The sequence below is a fragment of the Nonomuraea sp. GTA35 genome (assembly GCF_041950525.1).
Classification (GTDB): domain Bacteria; phylum Actinomycetota; class Actinomycetes; order Streptosporangiales; family Streptosporangiaceae; genus Nonomuraea.
In genome coordinates, this window is the sequence record NZ_JBGNUV010000001.1 from 624,877 (window position 1) to 642,270 (window position 17,394).

The window sequence follows — 17,394 nt, forward strand, 5'->3', positions numbered from 1 at the left end:
ACGCTACCGGTGGGTGAGCAGGGGTGCGTGGTGGTCGATCCCGTCCGGGCCGTCGGGGTCGGCGTGCACGGTCGCGGCCTTCAGCCGAGGGAGGTCGTGGATCAGCCGGTGCTCGGCCTCCACGGCCACGGCGTGCGCCTCGATCAGTGTCAGCTCGTGGCTGACCTGGATGTCGACCTCGGCGCGCAGGGCGTGGCCGATCCAGCGCAGCCGTACCGTTCCCACGTGCCGGACGCCGGGCACCGTGGCGAGGATCTGCTCGGCCTGCTCGACCAGCTTGGGGTCTACGGCGTCCATGAGGCGGTGGTAGATCTCGCGGGCGGCGTCGCGCAGCACGAACAGGATGGCGACGGTGATGAGCAGTCCCACGATCGGGTCGGCGATGGGGAAGCCGAGGGCGGCGCCGCCCGCGCCGAGCAGGACGGCCAGGGAGGTGAAGCCGTCGGTACGGGCGTGCAGGCCGTCGGCGACGAGGGCGGCGGAGCCGATCTCGCGGCCGACCTTGATCCGGTAGCGGGCGACGAGTTCGTTGCCCAGGAAGCCGACGAGGCCGGCGCCGGCCACCCAGGCGAGCGCTTCGACGTTCTGGGGGTCGATGAGGCGTTTGACCGCCTCGTAGCCCGCGAGCCCGGCTGAGGCGGCGATGAGCAGCACGATGACGATGCCCGCCAGGTCTTCGGCCCGGCCGTAGCCGTAGGTGAAGCGGCGGGTGGCCACCCGGCGGCCGATCCAGAACGCGATGGCCAGCGGGACGGCGGTCAGCGCGTCGGCGAAGTTGTGCAGGGTGTCGCCCAGCAGCGCGACGGAGCCGGAGTAGGCGACGATGACCGCCTGGGCCACGGCGGTGACCATGAGCGCGGCGAAGGAGATGGCCAGCACCCGCATGCCGCGGGCGCTGGACTCCAGGGCCGCGTCGGTCTTGTCCGCGCTGTCGTGGCTGTGCGGGGTGAGCAGGTGCTTGATCCCGCCCCACACCCGGCTGATTCCACGGGCATGACCGTGCCCATGTCCATGCCCATGTCCGTGCTGATCCGACATATCCGCCCTTCCTCGCCCGAATCGGACTGTGAGCGGAGTATATGTAGTCATGTGCGCACGCGACAACGAATCAGGTGCCATTCCTGCGCAACAGCACATGCCATGAATATGCAGGTCAGGATGGTTCTCACCGCCCCTCGCAGCTCATCGGCCATCCGCGTCCTGTGCGGCCGTCGAAAGCGTGTCGCAGATCTTTCTGAGGATTGGTGGACGCCGCGCGCTTGTCCCCGAGCACGCGACGCCCACGCTCGATGCGTCCAGCCGAAGACCCCCAGCACCGCGAGCAGCACGACCTTGACCAGGATGAGCAGCCCGTACCGCGCCTGCCAGAGCTGCTCGACCGCCCCCAGCCGCACCCAGACGTTGGCCACCCCGGAGACGCCACCGCGACGAAACAGCACAGCGCGATGGTGCTCAGCCGGGGCAGCGCCACCACCAGCTCACCCTCCGGTCCGCGCAGGTACGCGGCCGTGCCGAGCAGGCCGCCCACCCACACCGCGATCGCGACGACGTGCACCGCCGGCGCGGACACGGCGAGGTCGTGCGCGCTCGCGGACGCGGCATGCCCGACGTAGACCGGCGGCAGCAACGCGAACACCGCGACGGCCAGGAGCAGCACCTTCCACCACCGCCGTGCCGGGAGTAGCGAGCCCACGGCCACCACCAGCGTCGCGGCCAGCACCAGGAGCAGCGCCTGCCCCTGGGGGAAGGTCGTGCCGAAGGCGATGGACCGGGCGTCCAGGACGCCGGTCACCGGCACGCCGACGAAGTCCGAGAGCGTCAGCAGGTAGGCGGCCAGCGCGCTCGCGCTCCACAGGACCACCCACAGGCCGGCCACGCGAAGCAGCCGCGTGTCCGGTGCCAGTATCACGGTCGTCACGAGCGTCCCGACGGTGAGCACCTCGCCCAGCACCAGCATCAGGCGGGCCGGCGGCAGCCCCCACCCGGTGATCGGGCCGGGATCGGGCAGGCCGGGAAGAGCCGTCTGCGGCACGGCGTCGCCGAACCACAGCGCCGCCAGCAGTACCGCGGCTCCGATCAGGAGAGTGGCGCCCGCGTACCGGCGGTTCGTGCGAGCGTTGACCGAGAGCAAGGGCGCCTCCCGCCGTGCTGTCTCCTGTGGCGAGCATGACCTGAATGCGGGGGCGACGCCAGAAGGAACGGTGATGTCGATGCCGGGCGCACCTGGCTGGAAGCAGGCGAGCGTGGCCTTGCCGCTCTCGCTGGCCACGGCCTGTACGAGCGAGACCGGCCCAGGCCGCACTCCGGCGCCGACGAAGATCACGTCGAGCGCCGTCGCCCCGCCCGCCGTGCCCACGGCTGAGACGATGGCGACATCAGTGTCGCCGACCGCGCCCGCGGACCCGCAGGAGGCGGACGCGCAGGTGCGCAGCAACTGGTCCGCGTTCTTCAACCCCAGCACGACGATGAGCAGGAAGGCTGACCTCCTGCAGGACGGTCATGACCAAGAGCTGTTCGTGGAGGGCTTCACGACGGACGAGCGCATTCGACGGGTCAAGGCCATCGTGGACCAGGTGACCTTCCGCTCCGATGTCGAGGCCGAGGTGCGCTACACGCTGGCAGGCAACGAAGATGACATCCTTCTGGCCGACGCCACGGGAACCGCCGTCCTGCAGGACGACGTCTGGAAAGTGTCGCTGAGGACGCTCTGCGGGCTTCTGAAGCCGGCGCCGTCCGCGCCGCAGCCTGCAGTATGCGCCCAATCCTGAATGGGGAGGCGAATGGCCAGTAGCCGCCCTCTGATCCGCGCTGGCTGTGGAGCAGGCCGGCCTTGTGTAGCTGCAGCAGGATGTTGTCGCAGAACTTGCGGGGGATGTCCTGGTCGGCGGCGATCCTGTGGGCGTGCACGGGACCTGGCGGTGCGGCGGCGAGGGCGACGGCGGCGCGCAGGGCGTAGTGGGTGCGGGCGGAGATGCGCATCACAATCCGGGCTGGGGCGGCCCCCAGCGGCCTCGGCGGGTGGTGGTCATGGCGTGCTGACGGCGAGAGGGCGGGCGGCCGGGCTGGGCCGCACATGGACGGCTTGGCCGGGACGCAGGTCCAGGCCTTCGACGGTGCCTCGGGTGACCTGGGCCCAGGCCTCTTGCTCGCCGATGAGCAGTTCCACCCGGACTTCGACACCGAGGCGGACGACGCGGGTGACGGTGGCGGGGATGCCGCCGTCCACGGGGCCGATGTCGAGGTCGATGTCGTGCGGGCGGACCAGGTGGCCGTCCAGTTCGGTGACCGGGCCGAGAAAGCGCATGACGAACGGGCCGGCGGGGTGGCCGTAGACGTCGGCGGGGCTGCCGACCTGCTTCACCTGGCCGTCGGCGAGGACGACGATGGTGTCGGAGACCTCGATCGCCTCCTCCTGGTCGTGGGTGACGAACACGGTGGTGACGTGGACCTCGTCGTGCAGGCGGCGCAGCCAGGTACGCAGCTCCTTGCGGACCTGGGCGTCCAGCGCGCCGAAGGGCTCGTCCAGCAGCAGCACCTGCGGTTCGACGGCCAGGGCGCGGGCCAGGGCCATGCGCTGGCGCTGCCCGCCCGACAGTTGTGCCGGGTAGCGGTCGGCGAAGCTCTCCAGGTGGACCAGCCTGAGCAGGTCGGTGACGCGGCTGCGGATCTCGTCCTTGGGACGCTTGCGGATCTCCAGCCCGAAGGCGACGTTCCTGAACACGGTCATGTGCTTGAACGCGGCGTAGTGCTGGAAGACGAATCCGACGTTGCGTCGCTGCGGGGGCAGGTGGGTGGCGTCAGCGCCGGATATCACCACCGTGCCGGTGTCGGGGGTCTCCAGCCCGGCGATGACCCGCAGCAGGGTGGACTTGCCGCCCCCGGAGGGGCCGAGCGGCGCGGTGAGCGAGCCGGAGGCCACGTCGATGGAGACGTCGTCCAGCACCCGGGTCGTGCCGAATGCCTCCACCACGGAGTCTGCCGGATGGCTTGCTCCCAGAACTCATTAGGACGCATCAGGTCCAATCGACCCGAGGGAAGGGATGCGGTGGCCCCGCCACATCGCGCGGCACACGGTGCCCGCCCGGGAGGCGGGCAGGTCGTCGGGCTCGGCGGCCCCAACTCCACGAGCCGGTCGAGTTCGGTGTTGAGCTTGGAGCGCGACATGCGTCTCGGGTACGGAACGTTGGCGACCCGGCGGGGTCGGTGGTGATGTCGGCGAGTTCGGCCCGCGATCAGGGTCCGTCGCGCGGCAGGCGCAGCAGCGTGGCCTGGTGCGCGTTCTCCGGCCGGTGGGACTTCACCCAGCCCCTCCTTGAGGGAGCGCTTGCTTCGGACGTTCGTGCGCCGAACGTACCCCGCTTCGCTCTCGCAGGAAAGACCTTCTCGGGTGTTTGTTCAGGACTTATTCTTGACCATGATGAAAGTCGGGGAAGTGCGGGTGAAATATCTGGACAACATGCAGGTAACAACCTACTCTTGCGGCACAACGAGCCGCATGGATCTCCGATAAGTGGCCGGAGGTGCAGCTGGAGAGCAACGTCGCCACCCCGCACCGTTCGCCACACCTTTGTTCACAGGTTGTTCTGGATGGGGAAGAACGGAGCCGGCCGGGCGGACGCCGACCACCCTGCCGGCCCGGCTCCGCTCATCGCGCCGGAGGAGACCGGCGGGCGCTGTCGGTACCAGCGCCCGCCGGGTACCGACTTCGTCCGGCCGATGAGCGGGGCGCCCCCCGTCGTTGGCGTGATCGGCGCACGCCTGTCTGCCATCTCGACGACAGGAAGCGGGATCGCCGATCATGTTACGAAGACTGGCCGGATGCGTCGCCGTGGTCATGGCGGCCTTCGGTCTCATCGCGCCGTCCCCTGCGGAGGCGGCCGGCTACACCCAGGTGACGCTGGCCAAGGGCGTCGCCGAGACCGGCGAGCCGATGGGCCTCACCGTGCTGCCGAACCGGGGTGTCCTGCACACCTCGCGCGAGGGCACGATCCGCTACACCGACCCGCTCGGCAACACCAAGGTGGCGCTGACCATCCCCGTGTACACGCACGACGAAGAGGGCCTGCAGAGCATCAAGGCCGACCCGAACTTCGCCTCCAACCGCTGGGTCTACGTCTACTACGCGCCGCCGCTGAGCACCCCCGCGGGTGACGCGCCCGCCACCGGCACCGCCGCCCAGTTCGCCCCCTTCAACGGCGTGAACCGGCTGGCCCGGTACACCGTCAACGCCGACCACACCATCAACGCCGCCTCGGCGGTCACCATCCTGGACGTCCCCACCAGCCGCGGCATGTGCTGTCACGTGGGCGGCGACATCGACTTCGACGCGGCCGGCAACCTGTACCTGTCGACCGGCGACGACACCAACCCGTTCGACTCCAGCGGCTACACGCCCATCGACGAGCGGGCCGACCGCAACCCCGCCTACGACGCCCAGCGCACCTCCGGCAACAGCAACGACCTGCGCGGCAAGGTGCTGCGGATCAAGCCCGGCGCCACCGGCGGCTACACCATCCCGGCGGGCAACATGTTCGCGCCCGGCACCGCGAACACCCGGCCCGAGATCTACGCCATGGGCTTCCGCAACCCGTTCCGGATGAGCGTGGACCGCGCGACCGGCGTCGTCTACCTCGGCGACTACGGGCCGGACGCCGGCACCGCCAGCCCCGGCCGAGGGCCGGCCGCCTCGGTCTCCTTCGAGCGCATCACCCAGCCCGGCTTCTACGGCTGGCCGTACTGCTCGCAGTTCAACGTGCCCTACATCGACTACACCTTCCCGTCCGGGCCTTCGGGGTCGGCGTTCGACTGCGCCGGCGGGCCGGTGAACAACTCGCCGCGCAACACCGGCATCACCCAGCTGCCCGCCTCCCGGGCGGCCTGGCTGCCGTACGGCGCCGGGCAGGACCCGCCGGCCCTGTGCTGCGGCAGCCTGTCGCCGATGGGCGGCCCCGTCTACACCTACGACGCCGCGCTCGCCTCGGACGTGAAGTTCCCGCAGTCCATGAGTGGCAAGGTCTTCCTCGGCGAGTTCGGCCGGCGCTGGATCAAGACGGCCACCGTGACGTCCTCCGGCGGCGTGGGCACCATCGAGTCCTTCCCCGCCTTCACGGGCACCCAGGTCATGGACCTGGAGTTCGGGCCGGACGGCGCCCTCTACGTGCTGGACTACGGCACCGGCTGGTTCGGCGGCGACGCCAACTCGGCCGTCTACCGCATCGAGTACAACGCCGGCACCGGCCAGGCCCCGGTCGCCGCCGCCGGCGCCACCCCGAGGTCAGGCAACGCGCCGCTCACCGTGCAGTTCAGCTCCGCGGGCACCAGCGACCCGGACGGCGACGCGATCACCTACGCCTGGGACTTCACCACGAACGGCAGCACCGACTCCACCGCCGCCAACCCGTCGTTCACCTACACCTCCAACGGCCAGTTCACGGCGACGCTGACGGTGACCGACAGCACGGGCCGAAGTTCCACCGCGAGCGTCGTCATCAGCGTCGGCCAGCCCACGGTCACGCTCACCCAGCCGCCCAACGGGCGGGTGTTCGCCTTCGGCGACGCGATCCCCTTCCAGGTCAGCGTCACCGATCCGAACGCGCCGACGATCGACTGCTCCCGGGTGCGGGTGACCTACATCCTCGGCCACGACAGCCACGGCCATCCGATCACCAGCGCGACCGGCTGCTCGGGCACCATCCAGACCACCGAGGACGGTGAGCACGACGCCGCGGCCAACATCTTCGGCGTCCTGGACGCCGAGTACACGCCGGTCGGCTCGACCGCATCCGTGCACGCGCCGCAGACCGTGCTGCAGCCGCGCGCCCGGCAGGCCGAGCACTTCGGCGCGCAGCAGGGAGTGGCGGTCCTGCCCAAGCCGTCGGCCAACGGCGGCAACGTGGTCGGGAACGTGGAGAACGGCGACTGGATCTCCTTCACGCCGTACAACCTGACCGGGGTGACGTCGTTCACGGCGCGCGTCGCGTCGGCCGGCGTCGGCGGCACGCTGACCCTGCGGGCCGGTTCGGCGACCGGGACAGTCATCGGCTCGGCCACCGTCGCGCCGACCGGCGGCTGGGAGAACTGGGCGAACGTCACCGGCACGGTGACGCCGCCGTCCGGGACGCACACCCTCTACCTGGTGTTCACCGGCGGCGCGGGAGCGCTGTTCGACGTCGACTCCTTCTCCCTCACCAGTGGGACACAGCAGACGAACCTGGCGCTGAACAGGCCGGCGACGGCCTCCAGCGTGGAGTCGGCCGCCTTCCCGGCCTCGGCCGCCGTGGATGCCTCCGCCACCACCCGCTGGTCCAGTGCTTTCTCCGATCCGCAGTGGATCCAGGTGGACCTGGGCGCGACCCGCACGGTCAACCGGGTGCGGCTGGTGTGGGAGGCGGCCTACGGGTCGGCGTACCAGATCCAGACCTCGCCGAACGGGACGACCTGGACCACCGCCAGGTCGGTCACGGGCGGCAACGGCGGCGAGGACGACCACACCGGCCTGAACGCCTCCACCCGCTACCTCCGCATCCACGGCACAGCCCGGGGCACCGCCTGGGGCTACTCCCTGTTCACCTTCGAGGTCTACGGAAGCTGACCCCCGTCCGGCCAAGAAGGCGACAATAAGGTCGGACGACCGAATGGACCCTGGCACGACGCCGACGGCGAGCCGCTCAGCCCCGCCTCGGTGATCATGCGACGACCGGGCGCCCGTGCCCCCGCACGGACGCCCGGTCGCCGGCACCGCACCGCCGCAACTGGAGGATCCATGCGCAGACTGTTCGCCGGCCTGGGCGCCGCCATCGCCCTGGCCGCCTGCACGATCTACGCGCCGGCGGCGGTGGCCGCCGACGCCCCCTACGACGTCCTGGTCTTCTCCAAGACCGCCGGATTCCGGCACGACTCCATCCCGGCCGGCATCCAGACCATCAGGGAACTCGGCGCGGCCAACAGCTTCACCGTCACCGCCACCGAGGACGCCGGCGCGTTCACCACGGCCAACCTCGCCCAGTACGAGGCCGTCGTCTTCCTCAGCACCACCGGCGACGTGCTGAACGCCGGCCAGGAGACGGCCTTCGAGTCCTACGTGCGCAGTGGCGGGGGCTACGTGGGCGTGCACGCCGCCGCCGACACCGAGTACGCCTGGCCCTTCTACGGCCAGCTCGTCGGCGCCCACTTCGCCAGCCACCCGGCGATCCAGCAGGTGAACTCCCCGACCCAGAACCGGGCCCACCCGGCCACGGCGCACCTGCCGCAGGTCTGGACCCGTAGCGACGAGCTGTACAACTACCAGACCAACCCGCGCTCCTCGGCCCGCGTCCTGGCCACGCTGGACGAGTCGTCCTACTCAGGCGGCTCCATGGGCGCCGACCATCCGATCACCTGGTGCAAGACCATCGACGCCAGCCGCTCGTTCTACACCGGCTTCGGCCACACCCAGTCGTCCTACGCCGAGCCGGCCTTCCGCTCCCAACTGCTCGGCGGCATTCGGTACGCGGCCAGGCGCGCCCACGCCGACTGCCGTCCCGAGACCGGCTACACCACCCTCTACAACGGCTCCACCAGCGGCTGGTCGCAGTCAGGCCCCGGCAGCTTCAGCAACGCCGACGCCACCTTGACCTCCGTCGGCGGCATGGGCCTGTTCTGGTACAACGCCAAGCAGTACACCTCGTACTCGCTGAAGGCCGATTGGCGGCTCACCGGCGACAGCAACTCCGGCGTGTTCGTCGGCTTCCCCAACCCAGGCAGCGACCCGTGGGTGGCGGTCAACCAGGGCTACGAGATCCAGATCGACGCCACCGACACCCCCGACCGCACCACCGGCTCCATCTACGGCTTCAAGTCGGCCGACCTCGCGGCCCGCGACGCGGCGCTCAACCCGCCGGGGGAGTGGAACACCTTCGAGCTCCTCGTCGAGGGCCAGCGCATCCGGGTCTACCTCAACGGCTCCCTGGTCAACGACTTCACCAACACCGACCCGAACCGCAACCTGGACGGGTACGTCGGCATCCAGAACCACGGCGGCGCCGACCAGGCCGCCTTCCGCAACATCCGCATCAAGGAGCAGGGCACCCAGCCGCCGGTGACGAACCTGGCGCTGAACAGGCCGGCGACGGCCTCCAGCGTGGAGTCGGCCGCCTTCCCGGCCTCGGCCGCCGTGGATGCCTCCGCCACTACCCGCTGGTCCAGTGCTTTCTCCGATCCGCAGTGGATCCAGGTGGACCTGGGCGCGACCCGCACGGTCAACCGGGTGCGGCTGGTGTGGGAGGCGGCCTACGGGTCGGCGTACCAGATCCAGACCTCGCCGAACGGGACGACCTGGACCACCGCCAGGTCGGTCACGGGCGGCAACGGCGGCGAGGACGACCACACCGGCCTGAACGCCTCCACCCGCTACCTCCGCATCCACGGCACGACCCGGGGCACCGCCTGGGGCTACTCCCTGTTCACCTTCGAGGTCTACGGCACATGACCTGCTCCGCCGCGGCCGGGGCGCCTCCCGGCCGCGGCGCAGCCGGGCGAGACCACCCGCGCCAGGTCATGCTCCGTGACGTCAGATCAGACCTCGTGGGTCGTCGGAGCAACAGCGACGCCTGGTGCATCAAGAAGGCCGCATACAGCCACGCCGGTCAGCGACTCTGTAGCTGGGGAGCAGGTGCGATGACGGGCAGGGGCTCGGGCCGCGGCGACGCCGCGGCTGCCCTTGCGGTTGGTGGCGTGCCCCCTCACGGACGCCGTCGTCGCCTCCATATCGCCCTGCGAACTCATGGCGCCTTGATGCCAGGTCCTGGGAGACGGCCGTCAGTGTCGGATAATGCCACGTCCCGATGGGCAGGTCGTCATGGCCTACCACGGACAGGCTGCCCGGCACGTCTTCCGGTAGGCTGCCCAACGAAGAGCGGACCGACTTTCTCCACGCTCTCGGCCGCGACGCCCACCAGGTCACCGATGCCGACCTGGACTACATGCTTCAACCAGACGGCCTCGCCAGCTGGCGCGAAAGGCTCACCACCGCCTGGCTCATCGGGATCGGGGGACGAACCCAGTTCCGAAGCGTTCTCGCGGACCTGCTCCTTGAAAGCGAACTCACCTACGCCGGTCAGGGATATGCCCTGGCCATCACCAGGTTCGGCGAGCCCGCGGACGCCGACATTCTCACCGCATACCTGGACCGCTACCTGCCGCAGCCCGATTGCCACTACGACCAGGACTGGGCCCTCGGCGGCCTGATGCACCTCGATGCAGCTCTCGGCTCCACCCACGCCGCCCGGTTCCTCGAACCTGACGGACCTTGGAGCCGTTCCTCCTTCTCCGACCGAGCCCCTGCCCGATGCCACAGCTGGATCGCCGAACTCATCGATTATGCCGACCTAGCTGCACGCGCCGAAGCTTGAGCCGACACGCCCGGGATCCATCTCGGCAGGAACTTTCCAACTCCCCAATGACCCCGGAGAGCCCAAGATTGTCCAGATAAGCCTGGTAGAGCCGGTTGCGGAAGTCGGGGGCGGCGGGCCCGCCCGTAGGCGACCTCGTCCGGCAGGCCGAGTGTCTCCATCGCGGTATCGAGCGGGACGCCGGCGGCCACCGCGGTGAGAACTTGCTCACGCACCCGGTGGGGAAGACGGCGTCCATCTGTGCTTGGTTCCAGCGAGGCATCTCCTTAGGTGGGCGAGTCGGTCGCCCCGGTTCTCGCCTGGGTGAGCGCTACTCCGACAAACGGCACCGCCAGGCCCCCTCGCAGGGGCGATGGGGATGATGCGCGGTGAGACGCCGGCTCGTCAGCGGTGGCCAGGGTGGTAGCCGTGGCCAGGCGGCGGGCGACCATGCCTGCGGTCCGCAGGTCCGAGGCGATCCTGCGGGCGTACTGGTGCGCGTGCAAGGCGTGCGGGACGTCGGCCGTGGCCTGGGCGTCGATCATCGATCGGGCGATCGTCTCCGCCAGTGCGTCGGGCTTCATTCGTTCTCCTCGTCAGCACTGGGATGCCCGCATGAGCTGGGGGCGTGAATCCGGTGGACGCGCTGGCCGGCGTTGGAGCCGTCCTCGGGCCGTGCTACCTCGTCCAAGCCAAAGACGTCTCGCAGAAAACGCACGCCCTCGGAGCGCTCCCCGTAGCGGTTGAGGAATGCCCGGCACATCGCCGCCCCCGATGCGGTGGCCCCGTGCGGGTAGGGCGGGATGGTGTCATGGCACACAATCCAGGTGCCGTCCCTGAGCATGTCCTCGGTGAGCTGCTTCAGCCGTCCCGGCCACAACCGCATGCGGTTGCCCGGGTGATAGATGCAGGTCGTGCTCTGGTCTTCAAGAACTCGCGCGCCGTGCGGGCCGATGATGTCGGCGTCACGCTCGTCTCGATCCTCGTCTGGCAGCGCCTCTTCTCCCTCGCGGGCAGCAGCTTGCCGCCACTCCTGAAAGGAGAGAAAGCTAGATCCAGGCTCGGCTGGCTGGCCGGCCCTGGGCTCACCCACGGCGGGGGCGCCCGCCTCGTTGGTAGCGCGTTCTGAGACCCGATCACCGTACTGGGCAAGGCTGGCCACGGCACAGGGTCGCGGCGCGCTGAGGGGTGCCGAGGCGAAAGGTACAGCGCCGTCTCATGCGTGCGTGAGCAGAGACGGCGCTTCCCCAAGTGTTCCCGCGGGCATCATGCGACACACCAGCTCTGGAGTCGCGCTTCGGGCTACCGGCCAGTTCACGTGCCGCCCTGCCAGGCGCGGGGATACCGTAGGCCGATGACTGCCGACATCGCACCAGCTCAGACGCCCGAACACTTGCGGACCGCGATGGTTTCCACGTTGCTCGAACAGGGCTGGATCACCTCCGATGCGGTGCGCGTCGCCTTCGCCGCCGTCCCGCGCGAGCGGTTCGCGCCAGAGGCGTCACCGGAGGCGGCCCACGCGGTCAACGACGTGGTCGTCACCAAACGCAATGCCGCCGGCCGGGCGATGAGCTCGGTGAGCGCGCCCTGGCTGCAGGCCGCCATGCTGGAACGCGCCGCCCTGCGCCCAGGCGCGAAGGCCCTCGAGATCGGCTCTGGCGGTTGCAACGCGGCGCTCATCGCGGAGCTCGTCGGACCTGAAGGAGTCGTGGTGTCGGTCGACATCGACCCGTTCGTGACCGAACGCGCGGCACGCTTCCTGGCCGAGACCGGCTACGGGCACGTCCAGGTCGTGCTCGGCGATGCCGAGCACGTGGCGCACGCACATGCGCCCGAGGGAGGCTTCGACGCCATCATGGTCACCGTCGGAGTCTGGGACGTGCCGTGGTCTGATCTGCTGGCCCCGGGTGGACGCCTTGTGGTACCGCTGAGGTTCGGAACGGTGACCCGGTGCTTCACCTTCGTCGTGGACGGCGACCATCTCACCGCGCTGGATGCCACCGTGTGTGGATTTGTGCCCGTTCAAGGTGCCGGTGCGTTTCAGGACCAGGAGGCCGAACTGGCTGATGGCGCCGTGCGGCTGACGCGCGAGGCCGGCCCCGCGCTGGACGCCGCCGCCCTCGACCGGGCGCTGACCGGCGAGCGGACCGAGCTGTGGACCGGTGTCATGGTCGGCTACGGCGAGTCCTTCGACTCGATGCACCTGTACCTGGCATCGACCGACGACCGGTTCGGCATGATCTGGGCCGACCGTGAACGCGGCGGCAACGACCTGGTCGACCTTGCCCTGCGCTGGTCGTGCCCCGTCCTCATCACCTCGGACAGTTTCGCCTACCTCACCTTGCGAGACGCCAGCGGAGACGCGAGGAGCAAGGGCGAGCGCCGGTTGGAGTTCGGCGCCCATGGGCACGGCCCAGCCGGGCCCGCGCTCGCCGAGGACCTGCGCCGGCACGTACTCGCGTGGGATGCCGGATGGCGCACACGGGCGGATCCTGCCTTCCTGCTCTACCCGGCTGACGCCATGGTTCCCCCGCCTCGGCAGGGCAAGATCTTCATCAAGCGTCACACGAAGCTGGCCCTGACCTGGAGCTGAAATGCCGCACCCTGACTCGGTCGTCACGGGCTGCCTGCAGGCGCTGCCTCTGTGACGGGGTCTGGGGGTGGCCGAAGCAGCGGCGGGCGGTGTCGGCGTGCAGTGCCAGCGCCTGGCCGATCTGTTCCCAGGTGTGCCCGGCGGCGCGGCTGGCGGTGACGTGGGCGGCCAGCACCCCCTCGATCACGCGATATGTCGGCCCCCATTCCGCTGCGGCTGCTCGGCGCGCCTGCTGGGCCGCAGTGTCAACGGCGGCACTACGTGTCCCGTCGACGTGACGAGGGCGGTACCTGCAGGGGTGTGCTCTCGCTGCAGGGGATGTGCCCCTACACGCGGGAGGCGACCGGCCGCTCTGGATGAGAGCCTCCGGCATTCGCGACGGTGACATTGCGTGATCGGAACACGTGGTCTCAGCCCGTCAGCAGAACCCAGCAAAACCGGTTCTGCTGAATTCTGCTGACATGCCGACAGCCGAGAACTGCCTGTCCCGCAAGGCGGCGGTGACCGACCCTCACGGCGGTCTCGGAACCAGCCGGTTCAGAAGATCGCTGGCCTGGCACATCGCCCGGCGCCCGAACGGCCTCGTCGCGCTCGCCATTCAGTACGGGCATCTGCGCAGCACGCTCGTGTCAGAGGGCTACGCCTCTCGCAGCCGGGGCGGCATTCACCAGCTTATCGACGTCGAGACGGTCCTTGCGGTCGCCGACACCGTTGCCGAGCTGAAGGATGGCATGCAGGCCGGGGAGGGCATCTCCGGCCCCGCGGCCCGGCGCGTCATCAAGGCCGCCGCTCGCGCCACGATCTTCGAAGGCACGACTATCAACGAGACCACCGCCCGGAGACTGATCGCCAACGAAGACGTCATGATCTATGACAACCCGCAGGCGTTCGTGCTCTGCCACTACCAACGGGCGCAGGCGCTCTGCCACCGCGACGGAGTGAAAGACTTCCCCAGCCTCGATCATTGCGTTCCCGGCTGCGGAAATGTCGTCCGCACCGACCGGCACGCCGCCGGGCTGCGCGACCGCGCCGACGTTCTCGACAAGCGGGCCGCGCATGCGCCTCAGCCGGTCGGCGACCGGCTGCGCGGCCGCGCCGCCAAGCTGCGTGAGCTGGCCGACGATCATGACCGCACCCGCATCATCTTGCAGGAGACGACGTGAGCCCCGCCCTCGACGAGCGAGACCGCATCCGCGCCGCGATGGACCGCATCCTGGCCGGCACGCCTGAGAACTCGACTGGCGCACTGACGATCGTCGCCCTCGCCCAGGAGGCGGAGGTGCCCCGCAACGCTCTCACGCAGCGCCACAGCGACCTGCGCAACGAGTTCTACGAGGGGGTCAAAGCCCGCGGCGCCGCCCCCGACGTCGAAGTGCGGCTGCGCGAGACGATCAAGAAGCTGAAGAAGACGATCGCGAACAAGAACAAGGAACTCGCCCAGATCAAGGAGGATGTCCCCGCGCTGGTCCGGGCCGTTCACCAGCTCACCCTGGAGAACCGGGAACTGCGCAAGCAGTTGGAACTGCCCGAACCGCACGTCACGCCGCTGCACCGTCGGCGCTGAAAGGCTACCGCCGTCAATCCCGCACGTTGATCCTCGACGCTCAGGCGGCCCGGTGTCGTGCGACCGGGCCGCGATCGGCGGTTAGCGGGAGTAGGCCGCTACCGGTTCTTGATCTGGCCGCCTTCGACGACCCACCTCAGGTTCGTCGACGGGTTGGAGCAGTCGCGGAACAGATAGGCGGGAACTCGCCCAGCGGAGCTGTCGCCGCCGCTGTCCAGGCAGTAACCGGTGGCAACGTTCTTGATCTGGCCGCGCTCGATGACCCACCTGAGGTTGGGTGAGGGGTTGGAGCAGTCGCGGAACAGGTAAGCGGGAACTCGCCCAGCGGAGCTGTCGCCGCCGCTGTCCAGGCAGTAACCGGTGGCTGCCGCTGCGGCCGGCCCGGCAACGGTGATCAGGCTGGCGGCGACGGGTGCCACCAGCGCCATGGCGAGGGCGGAGAGCTTGATGGGGGACATGAGTGCTCCTTCGTGCCCGAGACTCCCTGCGACGTCACGCACAGGGGCCCCTGTCGGCGGTTCTGGGATGCTGCTCGACAGGCACGGCCGAGATCTGATCTTTGATCGGCGCGACTGCCGCAGATCCCAAGTATGCACTCTTTGCAGTTGGATGACTACTCTAAGCTATCGAAGGTGCTGGGCATTGCCATTCCCTAGCCACTTTCAGCTCTTCCCAGCCAGTGACGGCCAGGACAGACCATGAGCGAGACGGAAGGAAAGCCGCCGTTCGTGAAGCGGGCTCTTGATGAACACTCGTCGAATTCGGAGAAGCTCCACACTGCTGGCCCCCTCGCAGCGCCGGCGAGACAGCGCAAGAAACTTCAACACGCAGACTTGACGGGGAACTCCTCCTGCGACCACATCCCGGACGGCGCGTCGCGGCGGAAGGGGCAGGTGCCGCACGGGCTTTTCGCCGGCGGGCCCGCTGGGTGACCTGCCGGATCGGCGGACGCTGCCGCGCTCGACGCTGCGGCGTCGGTCATGGGCCTCTCCTTGAGGGGTGAGGGCTGCTCATTATCGTGACCGCTCGGGATGCGGTCACTGGCCGCGCAGCGGTTGCCGGCTCCGGTGTTCAGCACGCGTACAGCGACGGCACGATCCGCCACCACGGCCGGGCGATGGCCCGGACCTCGGTCTCGAATGCCGCCGCCGCTGCGGCGGCGTCGGGCGGGGCGAAGACGTAGGTGATGAAGTCGTTGCCGCCTTGCCGGTAGGCCGGGGGCTGGCCCGCTCGGCCAGGGCGGGCAGGATTTCGCAGATGAGCCGCATGTCCTCATCGGAGTCGGGGTCTCCGTGTAGGACTGTCACGGGAACCTGCCTTGCGTTGCGAGTGCGGCGTCGGCGAGGACGGCGCGCTCGGCCAGCCATCGTGTCCAGTCCGGCGGGTCCTCGTGGTCGGGCGTTTCGGGCCGCTTGTCGGTGCTCATCGGGGGAAGATCCTTTTCGTTGTCGAGGTGGGTCGCGATGGCCGGTCCGTCCCGGCAGTACACATGAGGATGACGCTCGCAGCCTGGTGATGTCGTTACCGGAGGGCCACCGATCTGATGCATGGCCAACTCTCGTCGCTGGGCGGTTCGGGCGGCTCGGCGTGGTGGCGAGCGTGCAGCCGGAGCACGCCATGGACGACCGGGACGTGGCCGACCGCTACTGGCCGGGGCGCACGGAGCGGGCGTTCGCGTTCCGGTCCCTGCACGAGGCCGGGGCGACGCTGCGGCTCGGCTCCGACGCGCCCGTCGCGCCGATCGACCCGTGGATCGCGCTGGCCGCCGCCGTCAGCAGGGCGCGCGACGGCCGCGACGCCTGGCATCCGGAGCAGCGGCTGCCCAGAGAGGTGGCGCGCGCGGCGCGATGCCGGTGGCGGGCACGCTGCTGGCCGGCCGGTGGACCTGGAACACGCTGGAAGGGTGAGGCATGCCGTACACGCACGGGTCGGACGTCACGATCTACTACGAGAGCGCCGGGGATCCGTCCGGCTGGCCGCTGGTGCTGGTGGAGGGCTTCGGCGGGCAGCTCATCGGCTGGCACGACGACTTCTGCGCGCTCCTGGCGGAGGCCGGGTTCCACGTCGTCCGCATGGACAACCGCGACGTGGGACTGTCGCAGGGGTTCGGCGGCCCGCAGGACCTCGACGGCGGTTACGGGCTGTCGGACATGGCCCTGGACGTGGTCCGCGTCCTGGGGGCCCTCGGCCTTGAACGCGCCCACGTGACGGGCCGCTCGACGGGCGGCATGATCGCCCAGACGCTCGCCATCGAACACCCCGCACGAGTGCGCAGCCTGGCCCTGTTCTACTCGATCCCCGGCCAGTCCCCCCGGCACGTCCTGCACGGCGACATGCCGGAACTGTTCACCGTGCAGCCCCGGCTCACCCGCGAGCAGGAGATCGCCCGCGCCACCGCCGCCCACCGCGCGGCCCGCCCGGACGGCGACCCGGAGGACGAGGAATGGGCACGCTCGCGCGCCGCCCTCGCCTACGACCGCTGCTACGCCCCCGGCGGCCTGCCCCGACAGTGGGCGGCCCTGGAACGCCTCGGCCTCCTGCGCGCCGTCGAGGTCCCCACGGTCCTGCTGCACGGGCGCGACGACGACATGCTGCACTGGCACGCCTCGGCGGACATGGCCGACGCCATCACCGGCGCCGAGCTGCACGTCTATCCCGGCATGGGCCACTGGCTGGAACGCCACTGTGGTCCGGCTACGTCAGCGCCATCACCCGCACCGCACACCGCTACGAGACCCGCCTCGGCTGAACCGGGGCATATGGGTGCTGGCACCCATGCCGCCACTCCCCTCAGGCGTGCTTTCATCGTGCGGACCCGCCAGATTCAGCGACGCAGTATCGGCGACGCAGAATCAAGGGGTCGGACGCGG

General features: G+C 69.9%; 15 protein-coding genes and 3 pseudogenes. 9 read left to right on the forward strand and 9 right to left on the reverse strand.

All coding sequences use genetic code 11. The features are described from left to right. Nucleotides 1–3 precede the first annotated feature (3 nt). Both ACBJ32_RS02770 and ACBJ32_RS02775 read right to left on the reverse strand, forming a co-directional pair. Nucleotides 4–975 (reverse strand): cation diffusion facilitator family transporter, encoded by a 972-nt coding sequence (locus ACBJ32_RS02770; RefSeq protein ID WP_375125261.1) that lies wholly within the window; start codon nt 973–975, stop codon nt 4–6. Between the two features lie 110 nt (nt 976–1,085). After that, complete coding sequence (locus ACBJ32_RS02775) at nt 1,086–1,439, reverse strand: CopD family protein (protein ID WP_375125262.1); 354 nt, start codon at nt 1,437–1,439, stop codon at nt 1,086–1,088. Nucleotides 1,440–2,117: 678 nt separating this feature from the next. On the opposite strand from ACBJ32_RS02775, the gene ACBJ32_RS02780 reads away from it, so the two are divergent. Further along, nucleotides 2,118–2,768, forward strand: coding sequence for a hypothetical protein (locus ACBJ32_RS02780; protein WP_375125980.1), 651 nt, complete (start codon nt 2,118–2,120; stop codon nt 2,766–2,768). 28 nt (nt 2,769–2,796) lie between these two features. On the opposite strand, the pseudogene ACBJ32_RS02785 reads toward ACBJ32_RS02780, so the two are convergent. Then, a pseudogene (locus ACBJ32_RS02785) lies at nt 2,797–3,075 on the reverse strand (Rrf2 family transcriptional regulator); the annotation flags it as partial. Next, on the reverse strand, nt 3,026–3,970 hold the full coding sequence (locus tag ACBJ32_RS02790; protein ID WP_375125263.1) for a sulfate/molybdate ABC transporter ATP-binding protein: 945 nt from the start codon (nt 3,968–3,970) through the stop codon (nt 3,026–3,028). The pseudogene ACBJ32_RS02785 and the gene ACBJ32_RS02790, both read right to left, overlap by 50 nt. Before the next feature lie 828 nt (nt 3,971–4,798). Between ACBJ32_RS02790 and ACBJ32_RS02795 the strand changes: the two genes are divergently transcribed. The 3 genes from ACBJ32_RS02795 (at nt 4,799) to ACBJ32_RS02805 (ending at nt 10,388) form a co-directional block, all read left to right on the forward strand. Continuing rightward, the gene (locus ACBJ32_RS02795) at nt 4,799–7,591 is read left to right on the forward strand and encodes a carbohydrate-binding protein (protein ID WP_375125264.1); all 2,793 of its coding nucleotides are present in this window, start codon (nt 4,799–4,801) and stop codon (nt 7,589–7,591) included. Nucleotides 7,592–7,762: 171 nt separating this feature from the next. Next, nucleotides 7,763–9,466, forward strand: coding sequence for a ThuA domain-containing protein (locus ACBJ32_RS02800; protein WP_375125265.1), 1,704 nt, complete (start codon nt 7,763–7,765; stop codon nt 9,464–9,466). A 355-nt stretch (nt 9,467–9,821) separates the two neighbouring features. Then, the gene (locus ACBJ32_RS02805; RefSeq protein ID WP_375125266.1) at nt 9,822–10,388 is read left to right on the forward strand and encodes a DUF6000 family protein; all 567 of its coding nucleotides are present in this window, start codon (nt 9,822–9,824) and stop codon (nt 10,386–10,388) included. A 266-nt stretch (nt 10,389–10,654) separates the two neighbouring features. Here the strand turns inward: ACBJ32_RS02805 and ACBJ32_RS02810 are convergent, their stop codons facing one another. Continuing rightward, nucleotides 10,655–10,951, reverse strand: coding sequence for a hypothetical protein (locus ACBJ32_RS02810; protein ID WP_375125267.1), 297 nt, complete (start codon nt 10,949–10,951; stop codon nt 10,655–10,657). Beyond that, nucleotides 10,948–11,529, reverse strand: a complete 582-nt coding sequence (locus ACBJ32_RS02815) for a hypothetical protein (RefSeq protein WP_375125268.1) — start codon at nt 11,527–11,529, stop codon at nt 10,948–10,950. Before ACBJ32_RS02815 ends, ACBJ32_RS02810 begins: the two co-directional genes overlap by 4 nt. A 192-nt stretch (nt 11,530–11,721) precedes the next feature. Between ACBJ32_RS02815 and fxlM the strand changes: the two genes are divergently transcribed. The 3 genes from fxlM to ACBJ32_RS02830 all read left to right on the forward strand — a co-directional run bounded on the left by fxlM (nt 11,722) and on the right by ACBJ32_RS02830 (nt 14,524). Beyond that, nucleotides 11,722–12,960 (forward strand): methyltransferase, FxLD system, encoded by a 1,239-nt coding sequence (gene fxlM, locus ACBJ32_RS02820; protein WP_375125269.1) that lies wholly within the window; start codon nt 11,722–11,724, stop codon nt 12,958–12,960. Nucleotides 12,961–13,421: 461 nt separating this feature from the next. After that, nucleotides 13,422–14,123: a hypothetical protein gene (locus ACBJ32_RS02825; RefSeq protein ID WP_375125270.1), complete on the forward strand. Its 702-nt coding sequence runs from the start codon at nt 13,422–13,424 to the stop codon at nt 14,121–14,123. Then, a complete protein-coding gene (locus ACBJ32_RS02830) occupies nt 14,120–14,524 on the forward strand; it encodes a hypothetical protein (RefSeq protein WP_375125271.1) in 405 nt (134 codons plus the stop codon). Before ACBJ32_RS02825 ends, ACBJ32_RS02830 begins: the two co-directional genes overlap by 4 nt. Nucleotides 14,525–14,622: 98 nt before the next feature. Here ACBJ32_RS02830 and ACBJ32_RS02835 read toward each other — a convergent pair whose 3' ends face one another. The 3 genes from ACBJ32_RS02835 to ACBJ32_RS02845 form a co-directional block, all read right to left on the reverse strand. Continuing rightward, complete coding sequence (locus ACBJ32_RS02835) at nt 14,623–14,982, reverse strand: ricin-type beta-trefoil lectin domain protein (protein ID WP_375125272.1); 360 nt, start codon at nt 14,980–14,982, stop codon at nt 14,623–14,625. 362 nt (nt 14,983–15,344) lie between these two features. Continuing rightward, the gene (locus ACBJ32_RS02840) at nt 15,345–15,800 is read right to left on the reverse strand and encodes a DUF6283 family protein (protein ID WP_375125273.1); all 456 of its coding nucleotides are present in this window, start codon (nt 15,798–15,800) and stop codon (nt 15,345–15,347) included. Nucleotides 15,801–15,827: 27 nt separating this feature from the next. Beyond that, nucleotides 15,828–15,950, reverse strand: a complete 123-nt coding sequence (locus ACBJ32_RS02845) for a hypothetical protein (RefSeq protein ID WP_375125274.1) — start codon at nt 15,948–15,950, stop codon at nt 15,828–15,830. 191 nt (nt 15,951–16,141) lie between these two features. Here ACBJ32_RS02845 and ACBJ32_RS02850 point away from each other — a divergent pair. Then, nucleotides 16,142–16,306: pseudogene (locus ACBJ32_RS02850) on the forward strand (amidohydrolase); the annotation flags it as partial. Between the two features lie 128 nt (nt 16,307–16,434). Next, nucleotides 16,435–17,139: pseudogene (locus ACBJ32_RS02855) on the forward strand (alpha/beta fold hydrolase); the annotation flags it as partial. Nucleotides 17,140–17,394 lie beyond the last annotated feature (255 nt).